We start from the raw sequence: 19349 nt of genomic DNA, 5'->3' as shown, positions 1-19349 counted from the left end.
GATGCTCTCAATCCAGGCGTATCGATCTAGATGTTCGTCGATGGCTGGACTAACGTGCGGCCTCAGCAGATCAAGGAGGCGTGCCGTGACTCAACCTCCCGACCCATCCAAGACAGTCACCCAGGTCGAACAGTTCGGCTACCGACAGGAACTGAGTCGGACGCTCAGCTTCACCGACCTGCTCATCTACGGACTGATCTTCATGGTGCCGATCGCCCCCTTCGGCATCTTCGGCAGCGTGTACGCCGGCTCCGGCGGCATGGTCGCGCTGGCCTACATCATCGGCATGGTGGCGATGATGTTCACCGCCCTGTCGTACGCGCAGATGGTCCGCGCGTTCCCCATGGCCGGCTCCGTCTACAGCTACACCGGTCGCGGCATCGCACCGCCCGTCGGCTTCCTCGCCGGCTGGGTGATCCTGCTCGACTACGTCCTCGTGCCCGGTCTGCTCTACCTGGTGGCCAGCGTGGCCATGCACTCCCTCGTGCCCGGCGTGCCGGTGTGGGCGTGGCTGGCGGCCTTCGTCGTGCTCAACACCGTCGTCAACTACTTCGGCATCCGGATGACCGCCCGGGTCAACCGGGTGATGCTCGCCGCCGAACTGGTCATTCTGGTGATCTTCCTGGTCGTCGGCGTGATCGCGCTGGCGCAGGGCAAGGGCGCGGGCTTCTCGCTCCGGCCGCTGTTCGACGCGGAGACCTTCTCCTGGCCGCTGGTCTTCGGCGCGGTGTCGATCGCCGTGCTCTCCTTCCTCGGCTTCGACGGGATCTCCATGCTGGCCGAGGAGAGCCGCGAGGAGGCCCGGCAGATCGGCCGGGCGATGATCGCGGCGCTGCTGCTGGCCGGTGCCCTGTTCGTCGTGCAGACGTGGGTCGCGGCCCTGCTGGTGCCGGACGCACCCGGCCTGCTCGACAACGGCGACCCCGAGGGAACCGCGTTCTACGACGCGGCCCGGGCGGCCGGCGGGGGCTGGCTGGCCGGGCTGACCGCCCTGGCCACCGCGATCGCCTGGGGCTTCGCCAACTCCCTGGTCGCGCAGGCCGCAACCTCCCGCCTGCTGTACGCGATGGCCCGCGACCGGCAGATGCCGCGCTTCCTCGCCCGGATCAACCCGAAACACAAGGTGCCGGCCAACGCCACCGTGCTGGTCGCCGCCATCTCCCTGGCGCTCGGCCTCTACATGGCCAGCCGGGACGACGGCATCTCGCTGCTGTCCACCCTGGTCAACTTCGGTGCCATGACCGCGTTCCTGGCGCTGCACGTCTCCGTCGTGACCCACTACGTCGTGCGCAACGGCAGTCGGGACTGGTTGCGGCACCTCGTGGTGCCGGTGATCGGGTTCCTGATCCTGCTCTACGTCGTCATCAACGCCAAGGTCGCCGCCCAGGTGCTCGGCTTCGTCTGGTTGGGCGTCGGGCTGCTGGTCCTGCTGGCCTTCTACCTGACGGGCCGGCGTCCCGAGCTCGCCGCGCTCGCCGAAGTCGCCCAAGACAGCACCGACGAGCCGGTGAAGGAGCCGCAGTGAACACGGACGTGGTGAAGTACCGGCCGGAGCCGGACGAACTCTCCTACACCTTCGGCGGGCGCGAGGCGGTGCTGCGGGTGCGCCCGGGCACGATCCTCGAGCTGTACACCGAGGACTGCTTCGGCGGCCGGGTCCGGAGCACCGACGACCTGCCGTCGCAGGTCTGCCAGTTCCCGTACCTCAACCCGGTGACCGGGCCGATCCACGTCGAGGGCGCCGAGCCCGGGGACACCCTCGCCGTGCACTTCATCTCCATCGAGCCGGCCCGGGACTGGGCCGTGTCCACCACCTTTCCCCACTTCGGCGCGCTCACCGGCACCCACACCACGGCGACCCTGCAACCGCCGCTCGACGAGGTGGTCTGGCGGTACGACGTCGACGTCGCCGCCGGCACGGCGACGTACCGGGCACGCCGGGGCGACTACACCGTGGCGCTGCCGCTGGATCCGATGCACGGCACCGCGGGCGTGGCGCCGGGTGCCTTCGAGGCGCGGATGACGATCACCCCGGACGCGCACGGCGGCAACATGGACACCCCTGAGCTGCGGGCCGGAGTCACCGCGTACTTCGGCGTGAACGTGTCCGGAGCGCTCTTCGCCCTCGGCGACGGGCACTGCCGGCAGGGTCACGGCGAGGTGTGCGGCACCGGCATCGAGGCGGCCATGAACACCACGGTCGTGGTGGACGTCGTCAAGGGGGTCGGCACCCCGTGGCCGCGGCTGGAGTCGGACGACGCACTGATGTCCACCGGCTCGGCCCGTCCGCTGGAGGACGCCTACCGAATCAGCCAGCACGACCTGGTCACCTGGACCGCCGAGCTGGTCGGGCTGGACCAGCTCGACGCGTACCAACTGGTCAGCCAGGCCGGTGAGGCTCCGGTCGGCAACGTGTGCGACACGAACTACACGATGGTGGCGAAGGTGGACAAGCGCTATCTGGGCGGGGTCGGCGGGTACGAGGGGATGCATGCCCGGCTGCGTGAGACGGCCCGCCACTATCTGACCCACCGCTGACCGGGGCAGGGGCCGTTCGGGCGGCAGATGCAGTGACGAAGCGTGGTTGTTCACGCGCTCTTAGTAGTCATACCCATAGCGCGCCGCTCTCTGTCTCGTTTCGCCTTTGAGTGGCGTGGATCCAGGTTCCGCGCCCAGCACCTGCTTGAGGTGAACGGGGGAAGCGATGGGACCTGTCTGGCGACGACTGTCGGTGGCATCGGTGGGGTTGCTGATGGCTGGCGCGGCCGGTCTGGGGCTGGCGCGGCCGGCGCTCGCGGCTCCGGGCGATGCCGCTGCGCGGGGCGTGGTCCTCGACCTGGTCGGGGACCCCGGCGACGAGTCGGTCCAAGCCCAGGGCACCTTTGGAAGCGTCAGCGCCCCGCCCGGTGGCGGTACGGACGACGAGACGTCGGTGGACGTCACCCTCTCTGATCCGGAGAACGTGGTCGCCACCGGCACGGTCGCGCAGGTCACCGCCACCCGCGGGCCGACCACGTCGTCCGCCTCGTCCCAGCTCGCCAACTTCGCGCTGAGCGTCCTCGGCGTCGAGGTGCTGGACGTCTCCGGGTTGGGGGTCACCGCCCAATGCAGCGCCGGCAACACCAGCGCCGGAGCCACCGGCGAGGACATCGCGGTCTTCGGTCAGCAGATCACCATCCGGGACACGGCCCAGGAGTTCACCGCGAACGTCACCGTCACCGGTCTGACCAATGCCACGTTGCGCGCCGTCGTCGACCGCCAGCTCACCGGTACGCCGAACAACGTGATCGCGATCAACGTGCGCGCGCAGCTCTCCGTCTCCGGCCTCGATGGCGCTGAACCGGTGCAGTTCTCGCTCGGGCAGGTGATCCTCGCCGAAGCCTCCTGCCAGAGCCCTACGGAGGTGCCGCCGACGGCGTCGGCGATCTCACCGAATTCCGGCCCGCAGTCGGGTGGTCAGCCGGTGACGATCACCGGCACCGGCTTCGTGCCGAACGCCACGGTGGTGACGTTCGACGACGTGGCCGCCACCAATGTGGTCGTGACCGCCGACGGAACGTCGTTGACGGCGGTGACGCCGCCGGGGACGGTGGGCCCGGCGGCGGTGGTGGTCACCACGGCCGGTGGCTCCGCGCCGGCATTGTCGTACACCTATCTGGCCGACGGCACCAGCGCCGAGGTGACCGGTCTGACGCCGGGGGAGGGGCCGACCGCCGGCGGCACGACCGTGACAATCACGGGTTCCGGGTTCAGGGGGGCGACCGGGGTGACCTTTGCCGGGGTGGCCGGCACCGGCTTCACCGTCAACCCGGCCGGCACGACGATCACGGTGGTGACTCCGCCGAACCCGGCGGGTCCGGCGACCGTCGACCTGGTCTTTCCGGCCGGTACCTCGAACGCCGGCACGTTCACCTACCGGCCGGTCGCGGTCGCGCCGAGGATCGAGTCGCTCTTCCCTGACCACGGCAGCACCGCGGGCGGCACCGTCGTGACCGTCCGCGGCAGCGGGTTCGTCCCGGGCCAGACCACCGTCGGCATCTGCGGACGGACGATCGCCGGGGGTGAGGTCACCGTCGCGGCGGACGCCCGGTCGTTGACGTTCCGCACGCCGCCATGCGCGGCGGGCAGGGCCGAGTTCCGGGTGACCACGCCGGGTGGTACGTCGAACGAGGCCGCGTTCCACTACCAGGCAAACCTGCCGGTCACCGGAGCCTCGCTCGGCCTGCCCGTCGCGGCCGGCCTCACCATGCTGCTCACCGGTGCGGTGCTGCTGCTGGCGACCCGCCGCCGCAGGCAGTGCGCCTGGCTGGCCTGACCCAGCCGTGCCCCGGCACAGATGCCGGGGCACGGCCCGGGCCGGTCCGGGTGGCGACGACGCCAGAATCGAGGACCTCTGGTGCTCGCACCTGAAATGCCTGCACGATGCGTTCGAGACGGCGTTGCAGCACGCCGCGCGTCGCGTCAAGGGGGCAGTCGCAGCAGTCCGTGCACCTCGGGAAAGAGAGTTTCGATGGGCATGGGACGCGCTCCCGCGACGTGCACCCACACCGCTAGCTCGCGTTCCAACAAGTCCGCCCCGCGTCATTCATGACCACGACGACGCGTTGGCGACTATCGCGCGCTGGCGTGGGCGCGAGGAAGGGATGCACGGCGTCTGGGCGGTCGAGGACCGCCACAGCGGACAACCGCTGGGTACGCTCCTGCTCGTCGGCATCCTGGCTTCCAGCGGTCGAGAACCCTTGCCGCCAACGGGCGAAACGGAGATCGGCTGGTACTTCCACCCCCACGCATGGGGGCACGGCTACGCCGGCGAAGCCGCACGCACGGTCCTGCAGTGCGCATTTGACGCGGGCCCGCAGACAGTCCTTGCCGTGACCCATCCCGACAACACCGCGTCGCAGGCGCTCTGCCGGGGGCTGGGCATGGAACACCGCGCGGGCCGCGCGGCTCATCGAACCCGAGAGCGTCACCGGCGTACCGTCGGGTTCGTCTGCTATGCCCGGGAACTGCCTCGACCTACACCCGGAGTCTGGTGTCTCGAAAAAGATTTGGGCGTGCTTGTCGATTGGGGTTGATCCTTTTCGTAGCCCTGGTGAGAGCCCGGCACCGAGCCGGTCCGTGCACCTACTGGAGGCCACGATGACCACCACTGCGAACACGACCCGCGCCACCACGTCGAGCATCGGTACGCTGATCCTGACCGGTGTCATCGCCGCGGTTGCCGCGAGCGCGGCCACCATGGCCGTCGCCGCCGCCGGCCACGCGGCAGGGGTCAGCCTCGACATGGGCGGCGCCCCGATTCCGGTCGCGGGGTTCGGCGTGTTGACCGCTACTTTTTCGCTGATCGGCGTGGCCATCGCCGCGCTGCTGTCCCGTTTCGCCCGGCGTCCGCGGCGCACGTTCGTCCGCACAACGGTGGTGCTGACCGTCCTGTCGCTGGTGCCGGACGTGATCGCCGACGCCGGGGCGGGCACCAAGGCGCTGCTGATGCTCACCCACCTGGTCGCGGCCGCGATCGTGATCCCCGCTGTCGCGCGCCGCCTGGCCGCCTGACCCCGTCACCATCCCACCGTCGAGCTACCGGAGGACCGTCATGAAGCAGTACCTGCTTTCCGTGCATTTCGTCGAGGGCGCGCCCGCGCCGTCTGACGAGGAGATGCAAACCATGTTCAGGGAGACCGATCGGATCAACGACGAACTGCAGAGCGCGGGCGCCTGGGTCTTCGCCGGAGGACTCCTGTCGCCGGACAGCGCCACCGTCGTCCGGGTCGAGAACGGCACCACCACCATGAGCGATGGGCCGTTCGCCGAGACGAAGGAGCACATCGCCGGATTCTGGATCATCAAGTGCGCGGACCTGGACCAGGCGCTGGCTTGGGCCGAGAAGTGCGCGGCGGCCTGCGGCCCGGTCGAGGTCCGCCCCTTCGACGACCTGTCCCAAGCCTGAACAGAAGCCGGTCACCCGACATGGACCTGGCGAGCATCTACCGCGCGGAGTACGGCCGCTGCGTCGCCACCCTGGCCCGCCTCCTCGGTGACATCAACCTCGCCGAGGAGGCGGTCCAGGACGCCTTCACCACGGCACTGCAGAAGTGGCAGACCCCGCCGCCGAACCCGGGCGCCTGGATCGTGACCACCGCACGCAACCGGGCCGTCGACCGGCTCCGCCGGGAGTCGACCCGCGAGGCCAGGCACGCCCAGGCACTGCTGCTGCACCAACAGGACGAGCCCCAGGAGGTGGGACCGGTGAAAGACGACCAGCTGCGACTCATCTTCACCTGCTGCCACCCGGCGCTCGCCCCTGATGCGCGGACCGCCCTCACGCTCCGCCTGCTCGGCGGCCTCGAAGTACCGGAGATCGCCCGGGCCTACCTGATTCAGGAGGCGACCGTCGCCCAGCGAATCGTGCGCGCCAAGAAGAAGATCCGCGACGCCGGCATTCCTTACCGGGTACCCGCCGAACATGAGCTGCCGGACCGGCTGCCGCCGGTGCTGACCGTGCTCTACCTGATGTTCAACGAGGGCTACGCGTCCACCGCCGGACCGCTGATCAGAACGGACCTGTGCACCGAGGCGATCCGGCTCGCCCGCGAGCTCGCCGCGTTGATGCCCGACGAGCCCGAGGTCCTCGGCCTGCTCGCCCTGCTGCTGCTGACCGAGGCGCGCCGCCCGGCCCGGCTCGACCCGACCGGCGAACTGGTGCTGCTGGCCGACCAGGACCGGTCGTTGTGGAACCGGGCACTCATCGCCGAAGGCCACGACCTGGTCCGCCGTTGCCTGCGGCGCAACCGGCCCGGCCCGTACCAGATCCAGGCCGCGATCAGCGCGGTGCACACCGACGGCGCCGCCACCGACTGGCCGCAGGTCCTGGCACTCTACGACCAGCTCATCGCGCTCGCGCCGACCCCGATCGTCGCGCTCAACCGTGCGGTCGCCGTCGCCGAGGTGCACGGACCGGCGGCGGCTCTCGCCGCGCTGGAGGACGTCGATCTCCCGGGTTACCACCGGCTGCCCGCCACCCGGGCCGAACTGCTGACCCGGCTCGGACGCGACACGGAGGCCCGAGCCGCCTACGACGAGGCCATGGGACTGGCCACCAACGAGACCGAGCGCGCCTTCCTGCAGAACCGTCGTACCCAACTCACCCGCACAAGGAGAGCACCATGACCGCTACCTACACCTTCGACGTCTTTTCCAGCCTCGATGGCTTCGGCACCAACAGCGGCGCCTGGGGCGGCTACTGGGGTAAGCAGGGCCCCGAGTTGCTTGAGCACCGCCTCGCCTTGTACGGCGAGGAGCAGCGGATGGTCTTCGGGGCCGTCACGTACCGGGTGTTCGCGCGGATGCTGGCCGCGAGCACCGACGAGTCCGAGGTCCGTGACGCCTGGGTCACCCGGATGAGGAGCCTCCCGGCGACGGTGGTGTCGAACACCCTGGAAGGACCCCTGGACTGGCCGGACGCGACCGTCGTGAGCGGTGACGCCGTCGACGCCGTCGCCCGGCTCAAGGAGGAGTCCGAGGTGCCCTTGCGCTCGCACGGCAGCCTCTCGTTGAACCGGGCGCTGATGGCCGCCGGTCTGGTCGACCGCGTCCAGGTGACGTTCTTCCCGGTGATCAGCGGTCAGACCGGGACGGAGCCGATCTTCCAGGGGGCGGCCGACTTCGACCTGGAACTGATCGAGAGCCGGACACTCGACGGTCGCACCCAGGAACTCACCTACCAGCCCACCCTGCATGTCTGAGTCCGCGGAACGCGCCTAGCACGTCGGTCACCTGGCCGTAGCCCGAATGGGAGAGCGCGACACTCGGCGCGGCGGCAGCCCTCGTCGGCCGTCAGGCGCCTTCCGTGATCGGGAGGTGCGTCTTGTCCGTGGACGGCGCGGCGACGTGGTACGACTGCTTGAGCGACAAGCGGACGAAGCGGGCGGGTAGGTGACGACGAACAGGGCGGCCAACCTGCTGCGCAAACGTGAAAGTCCGCAGCGGCCGACCTTCCTGGAACTGTTCTTCGATCTGGTGTACGTCTTCGCGCTCACCCGGATCGTGCACGAGTTGGTGCTGGACTACACCAGGGGCCACGTCGCCGAGACATTGACCACTACCCTTTCGGAAAACGGCGAGACGCTGCTGCTGCTCCTGGCCCTCTGGTGGATCTGGGCCCAGACGGCGTGGACAACCAGCAGATTCGACCCGTTCCAGCCGGCGATCCAGGTCGTTGTCGTCGCGACGATGCTGGGGAGCCTGTTCCTGGCGGTCGCGATATCCGGGGCTCTCGCCGAGACCGGCCTGCTCTTCGCGGGCACGTACACCGCGATCCAGGTGGGCCGCACCCTCTTCTTCGTACTCACCATGCGGGGTCACGCTCTGCGCCGTGTCAACATGCTGGCGCTCGTCTGGTTCGGCGCGTCGGCCGTCCCGTGGCTCACCGGAGCTTTCGCACCGGAGTTGACGCGCAACTTGCTGTGGACGCTGGCCCTGGCGATCGACTACCTGGGAGGCAGACTCGGCTGGCCGGTACCCCGGCTGGGTCGCGCACGGGTGTCCCCGTGGGCCGTGGCGGGCGAGCACCTGGCCGAACGCTACTGGCAGCTCGTCATCGTCGCACTTGGTGAGACGATCCTGACCTCAGGATCGAGTCTCCTACGCGGTCCGATCGTGGCTGAACGAACATTGGCCCTTACCTTGTCGTTCCTCACCACGGTATTGCTGTGGCGGATCTACTTCTACCGGGCCGGCCAGATCTTGGGCGAGGCCATCGCGGCATCCGCCGACCCAGGCAGGCTCGGTCGGTCGGCCGAGTTCTCCCACCTGCTCATGGTGGCCGGCATCCTCGCCACCTCAGCCGGTTCCGAACTCGTCCTCATAGATCCAACCGGACACGCCAAACCCGCCTGGGTCGGCGCCATCCTCGGCGGGCCCGCGCTCTACCTCGCCGGGCGCTCATTGTTCGAGTATGTGGCCTTCGCCCGCGTGTCCCGGCCACGCCCGATCGGGATCGTCGTCCTCGCGTGCATAGCGCCGGTGATGGTCGGCCTGCCGCCACTCTGGGTCGCCGCGGCAGCTGCCGCCGTCCTTCTCGGCGTCGCCGTCTCGGACGCGGTCCGAGCCCACGGGCGCCCACTGGAGCAGGCCTCGCCGCCTCGCTGAGGCGTACCCGGCGTTGGCCACCCGGCGACAGCGCCGCGCGGGCAGCCAGGCCTGGACGGCGAACTCGACACCGCCGGTGCCACGGAGTCGGGGGTGGGGCTGGCCGCAGCGCGGGGCCGGGCCGGGCGGTGACACCACCCGGACCGGCCCCGCGCTGCGACGCTCAGCCGTCCAGGTCGCGCTGCGCCTGGTTGGCGGCGTCGAGTATCGCCTGCCGCTGTTCCTCGGTGTGCCGGCCGGCGGTGACCCACTCGGCCGAAACCAGCCGCACCCGCTGGAGGAAGTGCCAGTGGCTGGCGAACGGTGCCTCCGCCCAGACTCGGTCGAGGAAGGTCTCGCCGTTCTCGTCGCGTACGCCGTCGTTGGGCACTCCGGACCCGATCGTGCCGAAGACCACCTCGGGCTCGACCCGCTTGACGTACGGGTGGTAGGCGTTGAACTCGCCGGGCACCGGGTCGGAGATGTAGTACGGCGCCAGCGTGTAGCCGTGCGTGGTGAAGTGCATCGGCACGTCGGTCGACTGGATCGAGCTGGCCAGGTCGCCGTTGAGCTTGAGGTCGCGATAGAAGCTGAACTCGCGGTAGCTCGGCGTCGCGTCGCGGACCACCATCAGGGTCGGGCCGTACATGATCGACTGGACCGACTTGTCGTCGAGGGCCTTCTCCACCCGGAAGCTCATCGGCATGTCGATGTCGATCGTGTCGCCGCGGTTCCAGCGTCGGTTGACGGTGACGTAGCTGCCGGGCTTGGCCTCCAGCCGCTGGGGGCGCCCGTTGACCCGTACCGTGTAGCCCTGCGTCGCCCACGACGGCACCCGCAGCCGGACCTTCAACCGCCCGCCGCCCTGCTCGAAGCGGAGCTGGCTCGACCCCTCGGTCGGGTACCGCGTCTCCTGGGTGATGACGAGACCTCGGTCGCGCCAGGTGAGGGTCGAGGCGATGAAGAGGTTGACGTAGAGCGTCGACTTGTCGGCCGAATGGAAGTAGATGGTCTCCTGGTACTTGGTGTGGCTTTCCAGGCCGGTGCCGTTGCAGCAACTGCCGTTGCCGCCGTAGCGGCTGTATTCGACGGTGTTGCCGATCCGGCGCGAGCGGCCCGGCCACATGTTCTGGTGGTACGTCACCTCGGTGCTGGTCACGCTGTCCACGTCCCGCCGCGAGCTGAGGATCTGGTTGTGCAGGGCCTTCTCGTAGAAGTCCATGTAGGCCGGATCCGGGTCGTGGAAGAAGAGGTTCCGGGTCAGTCGCAGCATGTTGTAGGCGCAGCAGGTCTCGGCGTGTCTCGGGTCCGACGTTGAGGTGAATCCGGCGGTGATGACGCCGCGCGGGCCGAAGTGTTCGCTCCGGCCGGCGCCGCCGTTGCTGAAGGTGCGGTGCGGCACCACCATCGACCAGAAGTGCTTGGCCGCGACGTGGAAGTCCCGGTCTCCGGTCCGCTCGAAGATCCGCAGGTAGCCGATGTTCGGCGCCATGTACTGGTTGGCGTGGCGTCCGTTGAGCTCGTCCCGCTCGGCGAGGGAGGCGTCGAAGAGGGTGGTGAAGGTGAAAGCCTTCGCCGTCGCCAGGTACTGCGCTCGCTTCTTGGCGCCGTGGGCCAGCGCCGAGAGTTCCGCCATCACCTCGTTCATCGACCCGGCCTCGCCGGCGCTGTAGATGGTCCACATTCGATCCAGCTCATCCTGGCTGTAGCGGCTGAGCCGCTGGTGGGCCCAGTCGCCCATCCGGAAGGCGATGTCGAGGGCCTCCTCGTTGCCGGTCAGGTGGTACGCGTTGAGCAGCCCTCGCATGATCTTGTGGCAGGTGTACCAGACCGCCCACACCGCGTTCGGCCCGCTGTTGGGCTGCAGGGTCGGCGGCTCGAGGCGACTGAACTGGCCCTCCGGGAACGCGGCCAGGAAACCGCGGTAGCTGGTGCCGATGATTCTCGCGTCCCGCCGGTTGCCCGAGTGGTCGCGGGCGGTCTCGCCTTCGGTGTCGAAGCGGTACCAGGCGACCAGGTCCTCCGGGGACGCGGCCGGGGCCGACGCCTGTTCAGCGGCGAGCGCCTGAACCTCGGCCCCGCTCAGCGCTCGACGGTAGATCCGGAAGTCGTCGACCGACGTGTTCAGCAGCGGGTCGTTGTTGCTCTGCCCGCGCCCGATCCAGTTGTTGCCGGTCGCGCCGAGGCTCGCCGGGTTGAGTGTGATGGCGGCCGTGCCGGCCTCGACCCCGTCGACGTAGAGCCGACCGGTGCCGTCCGTGGCGGAGAGGGTGACCGCGACGTGCGCCCACTGACCGACCGGCACGGGAACGCTGTCTCCGCTGATCCGCTGCTCGGCGCTGGCGCCGCTGTTGGTGATCGCGAAACGCGGACCGGGGTTGGTCGCCGAGACCCGCGCGGTCAGCGAGAGGTGGACGTTGGCACTCGTGCCGAAGCTGAAGATCTTGGGGTTGTTCTGCGCCGCCGCGAGGTTCACCCAGGCCGCGATGGTGACGTCCGCGACGTCCGCCAGGATGCCCGCGGGCAGCAGGACGTACTGGTTGGGGTGCGGGTCGCTGAGCCGTACCGCCTTGCCCGAACGGCCCGGCACCCGACCCACCGGCCGGGCGTCCAGCGCCCGTTGACACTTGCCCAGTTCCTCGACCAGGTAGTCGAGCTTGTCGAGGAAGACCTCCTCGCCGGTGTCGGCCCAACATTGCGAGAGCATCGTCAGGTAGTGACCGGTGAAGTGGCCGCGCAGCAGGTGGTTCGGGGTGTCCCAGCCGCCCGGCCAGGTCCCGGGAGCGGGCAGGCCGGCGTTGACCCGGAACAGGTGCAGCATGCGGTCCGGCCCGTCGAAGACACCGCCGGTACCGGGGTAGTTCCGGGCGTAGTTGAGCATCCGGTCGCGCTTCTGCTGGAAGATGCCGTCGCGCAGGGCGACCTGGTTCAGCGCGAAGGGCTTGACTCGCCAGTTGGCGGCCTCCCAGCCCGGCCGCGGGTGTTTGCTTCCGGCGCCGTCTCGGCCGCTGTGGGTACCGCCCGAACCAAATGCGGGCGCGGTTGGCGCGAGGGTCATCGCGGCCGGGGCGGCGGCCGCCAATGCGCCGATGCGTAACAGGTTCCGCCGGGAGAACTGCTTGCTCACGTCACTCTCCTCGTTCTCGGGCTGTGACCAGGTCGCTGGCCGGGACGGGACACCCGCCGCCCTCGCCGCTGGGATAGCAATGTTCGCGCTAACATGATGACGCGTTGCCGGACGGCTCAGCAGGCGGTGGCGGGGGATCTGCTCAGGCAGGATGGCGCTCTGTCGGTGGTGAGAGCGCTACTGCACGTACTCGTTGCCTATGTTAGCGATCACTACACCACGGTCAAGAGGTCTGCGCGTGTCGATGGGGGAGCGGGTGCCGTGTGACCGCGGCGGCGTCCTGCGGGCGTGGCCCCCTGACCCTCCCGAGAACCGCTACCTGCGGCTGTTCGAATCCGGCCGTCCCGACACAGGCAAGAAGCCCTGACCAGCAGGGACGCTGGCCAGGGCTTTGCCCTCCACGTTGGAGCTGTCTCAGGCGGCGGGACCGAACCACCGTGGCAGGTGGTTGAGCAGGTCCTGCTGGTCGTTGCCGATCCAGGCCACGTGGCCGTCCGGGCGCAGCAGCACGGCCGGGATATCCAACTCCTCGCTGACGTCGACGACGTGGTCGACCCGATCCGTCCACCCCGCCACTGACAACTGCCCGGCCTGGTCGAGCAGCAGCCCGCGGCCGGCGTGCATCAGCTCGTAGAGGCGCCCGCGCTTCAGCCGCACGTCCCGCAGCCGTCGGCCGAGCAGGTCGTGGCCGTCGCCGAAGTCGTAGCGAACCCCGATCGCGGTGACCTTCCCGATCAGGTGCCGGTTCACCTCCTCGAAGTCCATCAGCTCGGACAGCAGGCGACGCACCGCCTGGGCACCCGGCTCGGTGGACATCAGCTGGATCTGGGCGCGGGTGTTCTCCAGCACGGCGGCGGCCACCGGGTGCCGTTCGGTGTGGTAGCTGTCCAGCAGCCCGTCCGGCGCCCAGCCGCCGACTTCGGCCGCCAATTTCCAGCCGAGGTTGAACGCGTCCTGGACGCCGAGGTTGAGGCCCTGCCCACCGGTCGGCGGATGGATGTGCGCCGCGTCGCCGGCCAGCAGCACCCGGCCTACCCGGTAGCGCTCGGCCAGCCGGGTGGCGTCACCGAACCGGGACAACCAGCGCGGTGAGTGCACGCCGAAGTCGGTGCCGGCCAACGTCCGCAGCCGCTGCCTGACCTCCTCGAGGGTTGGCGCAACCGTACGGTCCTCGACCACCCCCTCGGCGGGCACGACAACGCGGTACACCCCTTCGCCGAAGGGCGTGACGCCGAACCGCGTGTGGGTCTTGCGGACCTCGGCCACCACGGCGGCCACCGTCTCCGCCGGCACGGCCACCTCCATGTGGCCCAGCAGCGTCTCGACCCGCGCGGGCTCGCCGGGGAAGCCGACCCCGAGCAGCTTGCGTACCGTGCTGCGGCCGCCGTCGCAACCGACCAGGTAGCGCGAGCGCAGCCGCGTGCCGTCAGCCAGCTCGGCGGTCACGCCGTGTTCGTCCTGGCTGAGCCCGACCAGTTCGCACCCGCGCCGGATCTCGGCGCCAAGCTCGCCGGCGCGCTCGGCCAATAGACGATCGATCGTGGTTTGTGGAATGCCGAGGATGTACGCGTGTGCGGTGTCCGGCATATCAGGCGACGGCTTGGAAATGCCGGCGAACAGGCCACCGACCGGGTACTGCCGGCCGTGCGCGAGGAATCGCTCCAGCAGACCGCGCTGGTCCATCACCTCAATGCTGCGTACGTGCAGGCCGAGCGCACGAACCTGCCGGGTCGGCTGCGCCTCCTTCTCCACCACGACCACGCGTACGTCGTGCAGCCGCAACTCGCTGGCCAGCATCAGGCCGGTCGGGCCGCCGCCCACAACGATCACGTCGAACATGAACCGTCCAATCGGTAGGTGTTCTCCCGCGGCATGGCGGTCAGGCCGGCTCGCCGTTCGGGGCCGGGACCGCCTTCTCGGCGGCCCGGCTCACCGCTTCCCAGCCGGCCCAGGTGTCCATGCGTCGCCTCGAGATGTCGAAGGCCACGTCGTAGACCATGCTGCCCAGCAGCAGCCGCAGTGGCGGCTCGTCGCTACCGACCAGCGTCATCAGCGCGTCGGCCGCCAGCCGGGGTTCGCTGTCGATCGACCCCTCCGCCCACTGCTCGGCCAACTCCGCGCGCAGCGCGTCGTACGCCGGGTTCGGCGTGGTTGCCCGGCTGCTGGCGTAGAGGTCGGTCCAGTAGCCACCCGGCTGGACGATGGTGACCTTGACACCGAACCTGGCGGCCTCGGCGGCCAGTGCCTCGCTCAGGCCTTCCAGCGCGAACTTGCTCGCGCTGTACAGCCCGGTGCTGGGGAAACCGCCGAGCGCGCCGATGCTGGAGATCTGCACGATGTGCCCGCTGCCCTGTTCCCGCAGCCGGGGCAGGACGGCCTGGCTGACCCACAGCGCGCCGAAGAAGTTGAGCTCGAGTTGCGCGCGGGCCTCGGCCTCGGTGAACTCCTCAACCATCCCGGTGAACAACGCCCCGGCGTTGTTCACCACGACGTCCAGCTGGCCGAAATGCGCGGCGGCCCGGCCGACCACGTCGAAGACCGCCGAACGGTCCGTGACGTCGAGCCGCAGCGTCAGCAGCCGACCCGGGTGTTCGGTGCGGAGATCGTCCAGTGGTGACGTGTCGCGGGCCGCCCCGACCACCCGGTCGCCGGCGGCGAGGGCGGCCTCGGTGAAGGCGCGGCCGAGGCCACGACTGGCCCCGGTGATGAACCAGACCCGCGAACCCGCACTGCCTGCCATTTCCATCAATTCCCCTCAGATGTAAGGACTGGACCTTCTCGCTGTCGTTCGACGTCACGTGTTGGACGGCCGTCGATGGCGACACGCTACGTGTCGTGCAGCCGAGGTGTCAACACGGCACGTGTCGTTTCCTGGTACGGTGGACAACGTGCCCACATCGCCTAACCCTCTGCGCCGCAACGAGGCCAGTCGCCGGGCAATCCTCGACGCGGCGCTGCAGCTGTGCGCCGAGCTCGGCTACGGGCGGCTCACGATCGAGGCCATCGCGGCCCGCGCCGGCGTCAGCAAGAAGACGATCTACCGGTGGTGGCCTTCCAAGGGAGCCGTCGTCCTGGAGGCCGTCAACGACGTGGCGACCACGGTCGCCGAACACCCGTACAGCGGCGACCTCGCCACTGACCTACGCACCCAGCTCACAGCGGTCATCGCCCTACTCACGCCTTCGAACACATCCGCCGTCGTCGGCCTCATTGCCGAAGCCCTGCACGACGACGAGCTGGCACAGGAACTACGAGAGCGGCTGGTCCGGCCACGCATCAGCGCATTCAACAAGCGCATGCACCAAGCTCAGCTCGACGGGCAGCTCGCCGCCGACGCCGATCTGGACGTGGCCGTCGACCTGGTCTACGGGCCCCTCTATCACCGGCTCGTTTTCCACCTCGGCATGCCCGACCAGGAACAGCTGCACACGCTCGTGGCACACGCCCTCCGCGCCCTCGGCCAACCCGCGCATGACATCGAAACCAAGACGCCACCGACGACCTGATTTCCGACCACGGCGAGAGCCCCGCCCGCACTACCTGGGAGAGTCATGACAAGCAGGTTCACCGAGTTGGTCGTTGACTGCCACGATCCGGAGAGGCTCGCGGCCTTCTGGTGCGAAGTCCTGGACTTCAAGGTGATCGACCGTAGCGAGGGCAAGGTCGAGATCGGCTCGTGGGTGCCGACAGTCGAGGACGTTCGGGCCCGCCAGATGTCGCCCACCCTGCTGTTCATCCGGGTGCCCGAGGGCAAGACCGGGAAGAACCGGCTTCACCTCGACGTCAGCCCGATCGACGGCAGCACCGAGGACGAGGTGACCAGACTGCTCGGCCTCGGCGCCACCAGGACGGATGTGGGCCAGGGGTCAGACCGGAACTGGGTGGTCATGGCAGACCCGGAGGGCAACGAGTTCGACGTCCTACGCACCCTGGCACCGCAGAACTAGCCCGCGAGCGAGCATCGGCCCCGTCGTAGCTGATCTGCGGCTGATCAGGACAGGCGTGCTGCTGCGGCGGCGCGGACGTCGGCAGCTTCGATCGGATCGTCGCGCAGGTAGCGCAGGCGGTCACGGGATCGATCGTCAAGGGTCACATGCTGAGCGGCCAGCAGGCGCACCTCCGATTCACAGTCCCACAGCCCTTCGGACAGACAACCTGAGGCTCCGTGGGGGTCCAGGGCCAGCCGCGCCCTCAGGTAGTCGGCCCTCTCGTACGAATGCGGGCTGAACCACAACCGGCGCAACCGAGCTAACTCTGCCGTTGCCTGTGGGCCGCCGATCCGGGCCAGAGCCTTCACCAGGTCGTCGTACCCGCACAGGTCGTCAGGGCGGCTGTCCAGCCAGTCGAGTCCGGCGACGAGTGTTGGCACGTCGGCCTGCCCGCCGTGCGCCGCCAACAGCCGCATTCCGGTCCAGAACAACGGGTGCCACGACGTGGTCGCCCACGTCCTCGCCGCCGGCAGGGCGACTGTGCCGAGCTGTCCCATCGCGGCGGCGAGCGGGTGCCCGACGCCGGCGGCGACCAGGGTGTCGACGATCTCGAGCAACGCGCGTTCGGGTGGCCGCCGGCGCAGCTCGCGTAATGCCGGGCGCCAATCCGTGACACGGCCGGGATCCCGCAGCAGGTCGAGCAGGGCCGTGGTCGGGGTGTCGGCGTACGGGCGGGCCGGCGCTCGCCGGCGCTTTGCTGCGTCCACCGCGGTGGCGATCCGAGCACTGCGCGCGGTCCATACGGTCCAGGGAGCTGAGCGCCACAGGATCCGCTCGCGGGTGGTCGAGTCGAGCCGGTCGGCGACGACGGGATAGAGGTCATCCCACCAGCGGATCGGCCAGGACCGGGCCACGGCTTCCAGGGCTTCGAGCCACCGCTCACCGCTGTCGATATAGCGGCGCACCTCCGCCACCACCTCGCCGACCCCGGCTCGGCCGAGAACCTCCAACACGCCCAGCGTGTTGGCGAACTCGTTGCCGTCGTCCGATTCCTCGGGGGCGGCTGCCCACAGACGTGCCGCGATCGGCTGAACCGGCAGCCGCAGGTCACGCACCAATCTGGCCAGGTAGACCTCCCGCTCGTCCACCTGCCAGGACCAGCGGTAGTCCCGGCGCAGGCAGTCGATGATGAGGTCGGCGGCGGCGGGATCGGACATGGCGCGGTGCGCGCCGCGGCCAAGGCCGCGCTGCAGCGACCCCAGCAGGGTACGTGGGCTCGCGTAATACCAGTCGGGGCCGGCGTCTTCGGTCGCACCACTCATCGGCAGGCAGTCTGCCCCGACCGACCACGACAGCGCCTCCGGTTTCTTGTACCCCGTCAGCCCACACTTCGGCACAGCAATTAATGAGAGCCATTAATATTGACGGACGTCATTAGTAGCGACAGGATCTCGGCACCACCACCGTGACTCCCTTGGGAGGCGCCATGACCCGTCCCCGCCTGCCGCTCCTGCGGGCAGCCACCCGGTTGGCCGCACTCGCTGCGGCCACCGCCGGCGTGCTGCTCACCGTCGCGACACCTGCCGGCGCCGCCGTGCCCGCCGGGCGCTACGTCGCGTTGGGCGACTCGTACACCGCCGGCCCGCTGATCCCGACCCAGGTCGACCTGAACTGCCTGCGGTCCAACCGCAACTACCCTTCGCTGACGGCCGCGTCCGCCGGCTCGTCGTCGTTCGCCGACGTGAGCTGCTCCGGCGCCACCACCGACGACATCCTCTACGGTGGCAGCGGCCAGTTGGGCATCACCGTGCCGCCACAGCTCAGCGCGGTCACGTCGAACACGGCGCTGGTGACGGTGCAGATCGGCGGCAACGACATCGGCTTCTCCGGCATCATCAGCGACTGCGCGGAGGCGAGTCTCAGCAGCCCGCTCGGTTCGCCGTGCAAGGACCGGTACACCGCTGGCGGCACCGACCAGTTGCAGGCCAGGATCGCCGCCGCCGCGCCGAAGGTGACCGCCGTGCTGCAGGCCGTCCGCCAAGCCGCGCCGGGCGCGCGGGTCGCGGTGCTCGGGTACCCGGCGATCCTGCCGGACACCGGATACGGCTGCTGGCCAGTGGTCCCGATCGCCTACCAGGACGTGCCGTACCTGCGCGGCATCGAGAAGTCACTCAACGCGATGCTGGCCAGCACCGCGACCGCGAACGGCGCGATCTACGCGGACGTCTACACCCCGTCGATCGGCCGCGACGCGTGCAAGAGCAGCAGTACCCGGTGGGTCGAGGGACTGGTGCCGCAGAACTCGGCTGCCCCGTTCCACCCGAACGCCCGAGGCGAGCAGGGCATGGCCAATGCCCTGCTCGCGAGGCTGAACAGCTGATCGGACGTGCGAAAGGTTGAGCCGGGTCCCGTCGCGCAGCGGCGGGACCCCGGCTCAGGCGAAGTGGTCCGCGACGGCAGGCGGCGTCAGAGATCGGCGATGGCCTCAGCGGTCGTGGGCGGTGTGCCGACGGCTTCGACGGGGATGCGGGCGGCCGGCTGGGTGGTCAGGTGTGCGGCACTCACCCGGTCGAGGCGGAACCAGCGGATCGCCTGACGAGTGCGACAGTGCCCGACGAGGTACCAGTGTCCCTGGGTGCGGGCCAGGAGCACGGGGTCGAGGTGGCGAGTGGTGTGCGTGCCGTGCCCGTCGCGGTAGTGCACGACGAGCACGCGTTGTTCGTGAAGTGCCTGCTCGATCGCTCGTCGAGTGCGCGCACCGCCAGGAGCGTCGGTGTGGTCGATCCAGACGCGTTGGTTCAACGCGGTCGCGTGTTCTCGTGCGCGGCTGTCCATGACGCCGAGGACCTTGACGAGGGCGGCGCGGGCGTGGCTGTCGAAGGGCTGCCCGCGGTGGGCGGCCACGGCGGCGGCGAGGCCGGAGACCTCGGCGTCGGTGAAGTTCACCGGCGGGAGCGTCGCGGCCGCGTCGACGACGTAGCCGCCGCCGGGACCGGGTCGCGCCCAGACCGGAAAGCCGCTGTGTTGCAGGGCCGAGATGTCGCGTTTGATCGTGCGGACGCTGACCTCGAAGACCTCGGCGAGCCGTTCCGCGGTGCGCCCGGCCGGCCCCGCCCGTCGCAGTTCCTCACGCAGGGCGTAGAGACGGTCGGTGCGGCTCATCCGTA

17 protein-coding genes are annotated in these 19349 nt (G+C 69.6%); 12 read left to right on the top strand and 5 right to left on the bottom strand.

The genetic code is table 11. From position 1 onward, the window contains the following. Positions 1–85 precede the first annotated feature (85 nt). From ACIP9D_RS29155 to ACIP9D_RS29115, 9 genes are all read left to right on the top strand, one after another. The gene (locus tag ACIP9D_RS29155; protein WP_350874608.1) at positions 86–1525 is read left to right on the top strand and encodes an APC family permease; all 1440 of its coding nucleotides are present in this window, start codon (positions 86–88) and stop codon (positions 1523–1525) included. Further along, positions 1522–2538, top strand: a complete 1017-nt coding sequence (locus ACIP9D_RS29150) for an acetamidase/formamidase family protein (protein ID WP_350874609.1) — start codon at positions 1522–1524, stop codon at positions 2536–2538. Before ACIP9D_RS29155 ends, ACIP9D_RS29150 begins: the two co-directional genes overlap by 4 nt. 202 nt (positions 2539–2740) lie before the next feature. Then, positions 2741–4315: an IPT/TIG domain-containing protein gene (locus tag ACIP9D_RS29145; protein WP_350874610.1), complete on the top strand. Its 1575-nt coding sequence runs from the start codon at positions 2741–2743 to the stop codon at positions 4313–4315. Next, positions 4260–5075: a GNAT family N-acetyltransferase gene (locus ACIP9D_RS29140; RefSeq protein WP_400451287.1), complete on the top strand. Its 816-nt coding sequence runs from the start codon at positions 4260–4262 to the stop codon at positions 5073–5075. Before ACIP9D_RS29145 ends, ACIP9D_RS29140 begins: the two co-directional genes overlap by 56 nt. Positions 5076–5139: 64 nt before the next feature. Next, the gene (locus tag ACIP9D_RS29135) at positions 5140–5553 is read left to right on the top strand and encodes a DUF6069 family protein (protein WP_350874612.1); all 414 of its coding nucleotides are present in this window, start codon (positions 5140–5142) and stop codon (positions 5551–5553) included. A 40-nt stretch (positions 5554–5593) separates the two neighbouring features. Further along, entirely contained in the window at positions 5594–5947 is a 354-nt protein-coding gene (locus ACIP9D_RS29130; RefSeq protein ID WP_350874613.1) for a YciI family protein, read from the top strand. A 20-nt stretch (positions 5948–5967) separates the two neighbouring features. Beyond that, positions 5968–7167 (top strand): RNA polymerase sigma factor, encoded by a 1200-nt coding sequence (locus ACIP9D_RS29125; protein ID WP_350874614.1) that lies wholly within the window; start codon positions 5968–5970, stop codon positions 7165–7167. After that, entirely contained in the window at positions 7164–7742 is a 579-nt protein-coding gene (locus ACIP9D_RS29120; protein ID WP_350874615.1) for a dihydrofolate reductase family protein, read from the top strand. The genes ACIP9D_RS29125 and ACIP9D_RS29120 overlap by 4 nt, the downstream gene beginning before the upstream one ends. 190 nt (positions 7743–7932) lie before the next feature. Continuing rightward, positions 7933–9147 (top strand): low temperature requirement protein A, encoded by a 1215-nt coding sequence (locus ACIP9D_RS29115; RefSeq protein ID WP_350874617.1) that lies wholly within the window; start codon positions 7933–7935, stop codon positions 9145–9147. A 163-nt stretch (positions 9148–9310) separates the two neighbouring features. Here the strand turns inward: ACIP9D_RS29115 and ACIP9D_RS29110 are convergent, their stop codons facing one another. The 3 genes from ACIP9D_RS29110 to ACIP9D_RS29100 form a co-directional block, all read right to left on the bottom strand. Continuing rightward, entirely contained in the window at positions 9311–12253 is a 2943-nt protein-coding gene (locus tag ACIP9D_RS29110; protein ID WP_350874618.1) for a beta-L-arabinofuranosidase domain-containing protein, read from the bottom strand. A 414-nt stretch (positions 12254–12667) separates the two neighbouring features. Beyond that, complete coding sequence (gene rox / locus ACIP9D_RS29105; protein ID WP_350874619.1) at positions 12668–14092, bottom strand: rifampin monooxygenase; 1425 nt, start codon at positions 14090–14092, stop codon at positions 12668–12670. 40 nt (positions 14093–14132) lie between these two features. Beyond that, positions 14133–14993 carry an SDR family oxidoreductase gene (locus ACIP9D_RS29100; RefSeq protein ID WP_350874620.1) on the bottom strand — a complete coding sequence of 287 codons (861 nt, stop codon included), beginning with the start codon at positions 14991–14993 and terminating at the stop codon, positions 14133–14135. 139 nt (positions 14994–15132) lie between these two features. On the opposite strand from ACIP9D_RS29100, the gene ACIP9D_RS29095 reads away from it, so the two are divergent. Next, complete coding sequence (locus ACIP9D_RS29095; protein ID WP_350874621.1) at positions 15133–15759, top strand: TetR/AcrR family transcriptional regulator; 627 nt, start codon at positions 15133–15135, stop codon at positions 15757–15759. Between the two features lie 45 nt (positions 15760–15804). Beyond that, complete coding sequence (locus tag ACIP9D_RS29090) at positions 15805–16200, top strand: VOC family protein (protein WP_350874622.1); 396 nt, start codon at positions 15805–15807, stop codon at positions 16198–16200. A gap of 44 nt (positions 16201–16244) precedes the next feature. Here the strand turns inward: ACIP9D_RS29090 and ACIP9D_RS29085 are convergent, their stop codons facing one another. After that, positions 16245–17504, bottom strand: coding sequence for a hypothetical protein (locus ACIP9D_RS29085; protein WP_350874623.1), 1260 nt, complete (start codon positions 17502–17504; stop codon positions 16245–16247). Between the two features lie 164 nt (positions 17505–17668). Between ACIP9D_RS29085 and ACIP9D_RS29080 the strand changes: the two genes are divergently transcribed. Next, a complete protein-coding gene (locus ACIP9D_RS29080) occupies positions 17669–18562 on the top strand; it encodes an SGNH/GDSL hydrolase family protein (RefSeq protein WP_350874624.1) in 894 nt (297 codons plus the stop codon). Between the two features lie 86 nt (positions 18563–18648). On the opposite strand, the gene ACIP9D_RS29075 is transcribed toward ACIP9D_RS29080, so the two are convergent. Then, a complete protein-coding gene (locus ACIP9D_RS29075; RefSeq protein ID WP_350874625.1) occupies positions 18649–19344 on the bottom strand; it encodes a YafY family protein in 696 nt (231 codons plus the stop codon). Positions 19345–19349 lie beyond the last annotated feature (5 nt).

The sequence above is a fragment of the Micromonospora sp. NPDC093243 genome, assembly GCF_044753725.1.
Taxonomy (GTDB): Bacteria; Actinomycetota; Actinomycetes; order Mycobacteriales; family Micromonosporaceae; genus Micromonospora.
Note: the sequence above shows the minus strand (reverse complement) of the source record. Positions and strands in the feature narration are given on the sequence as shown.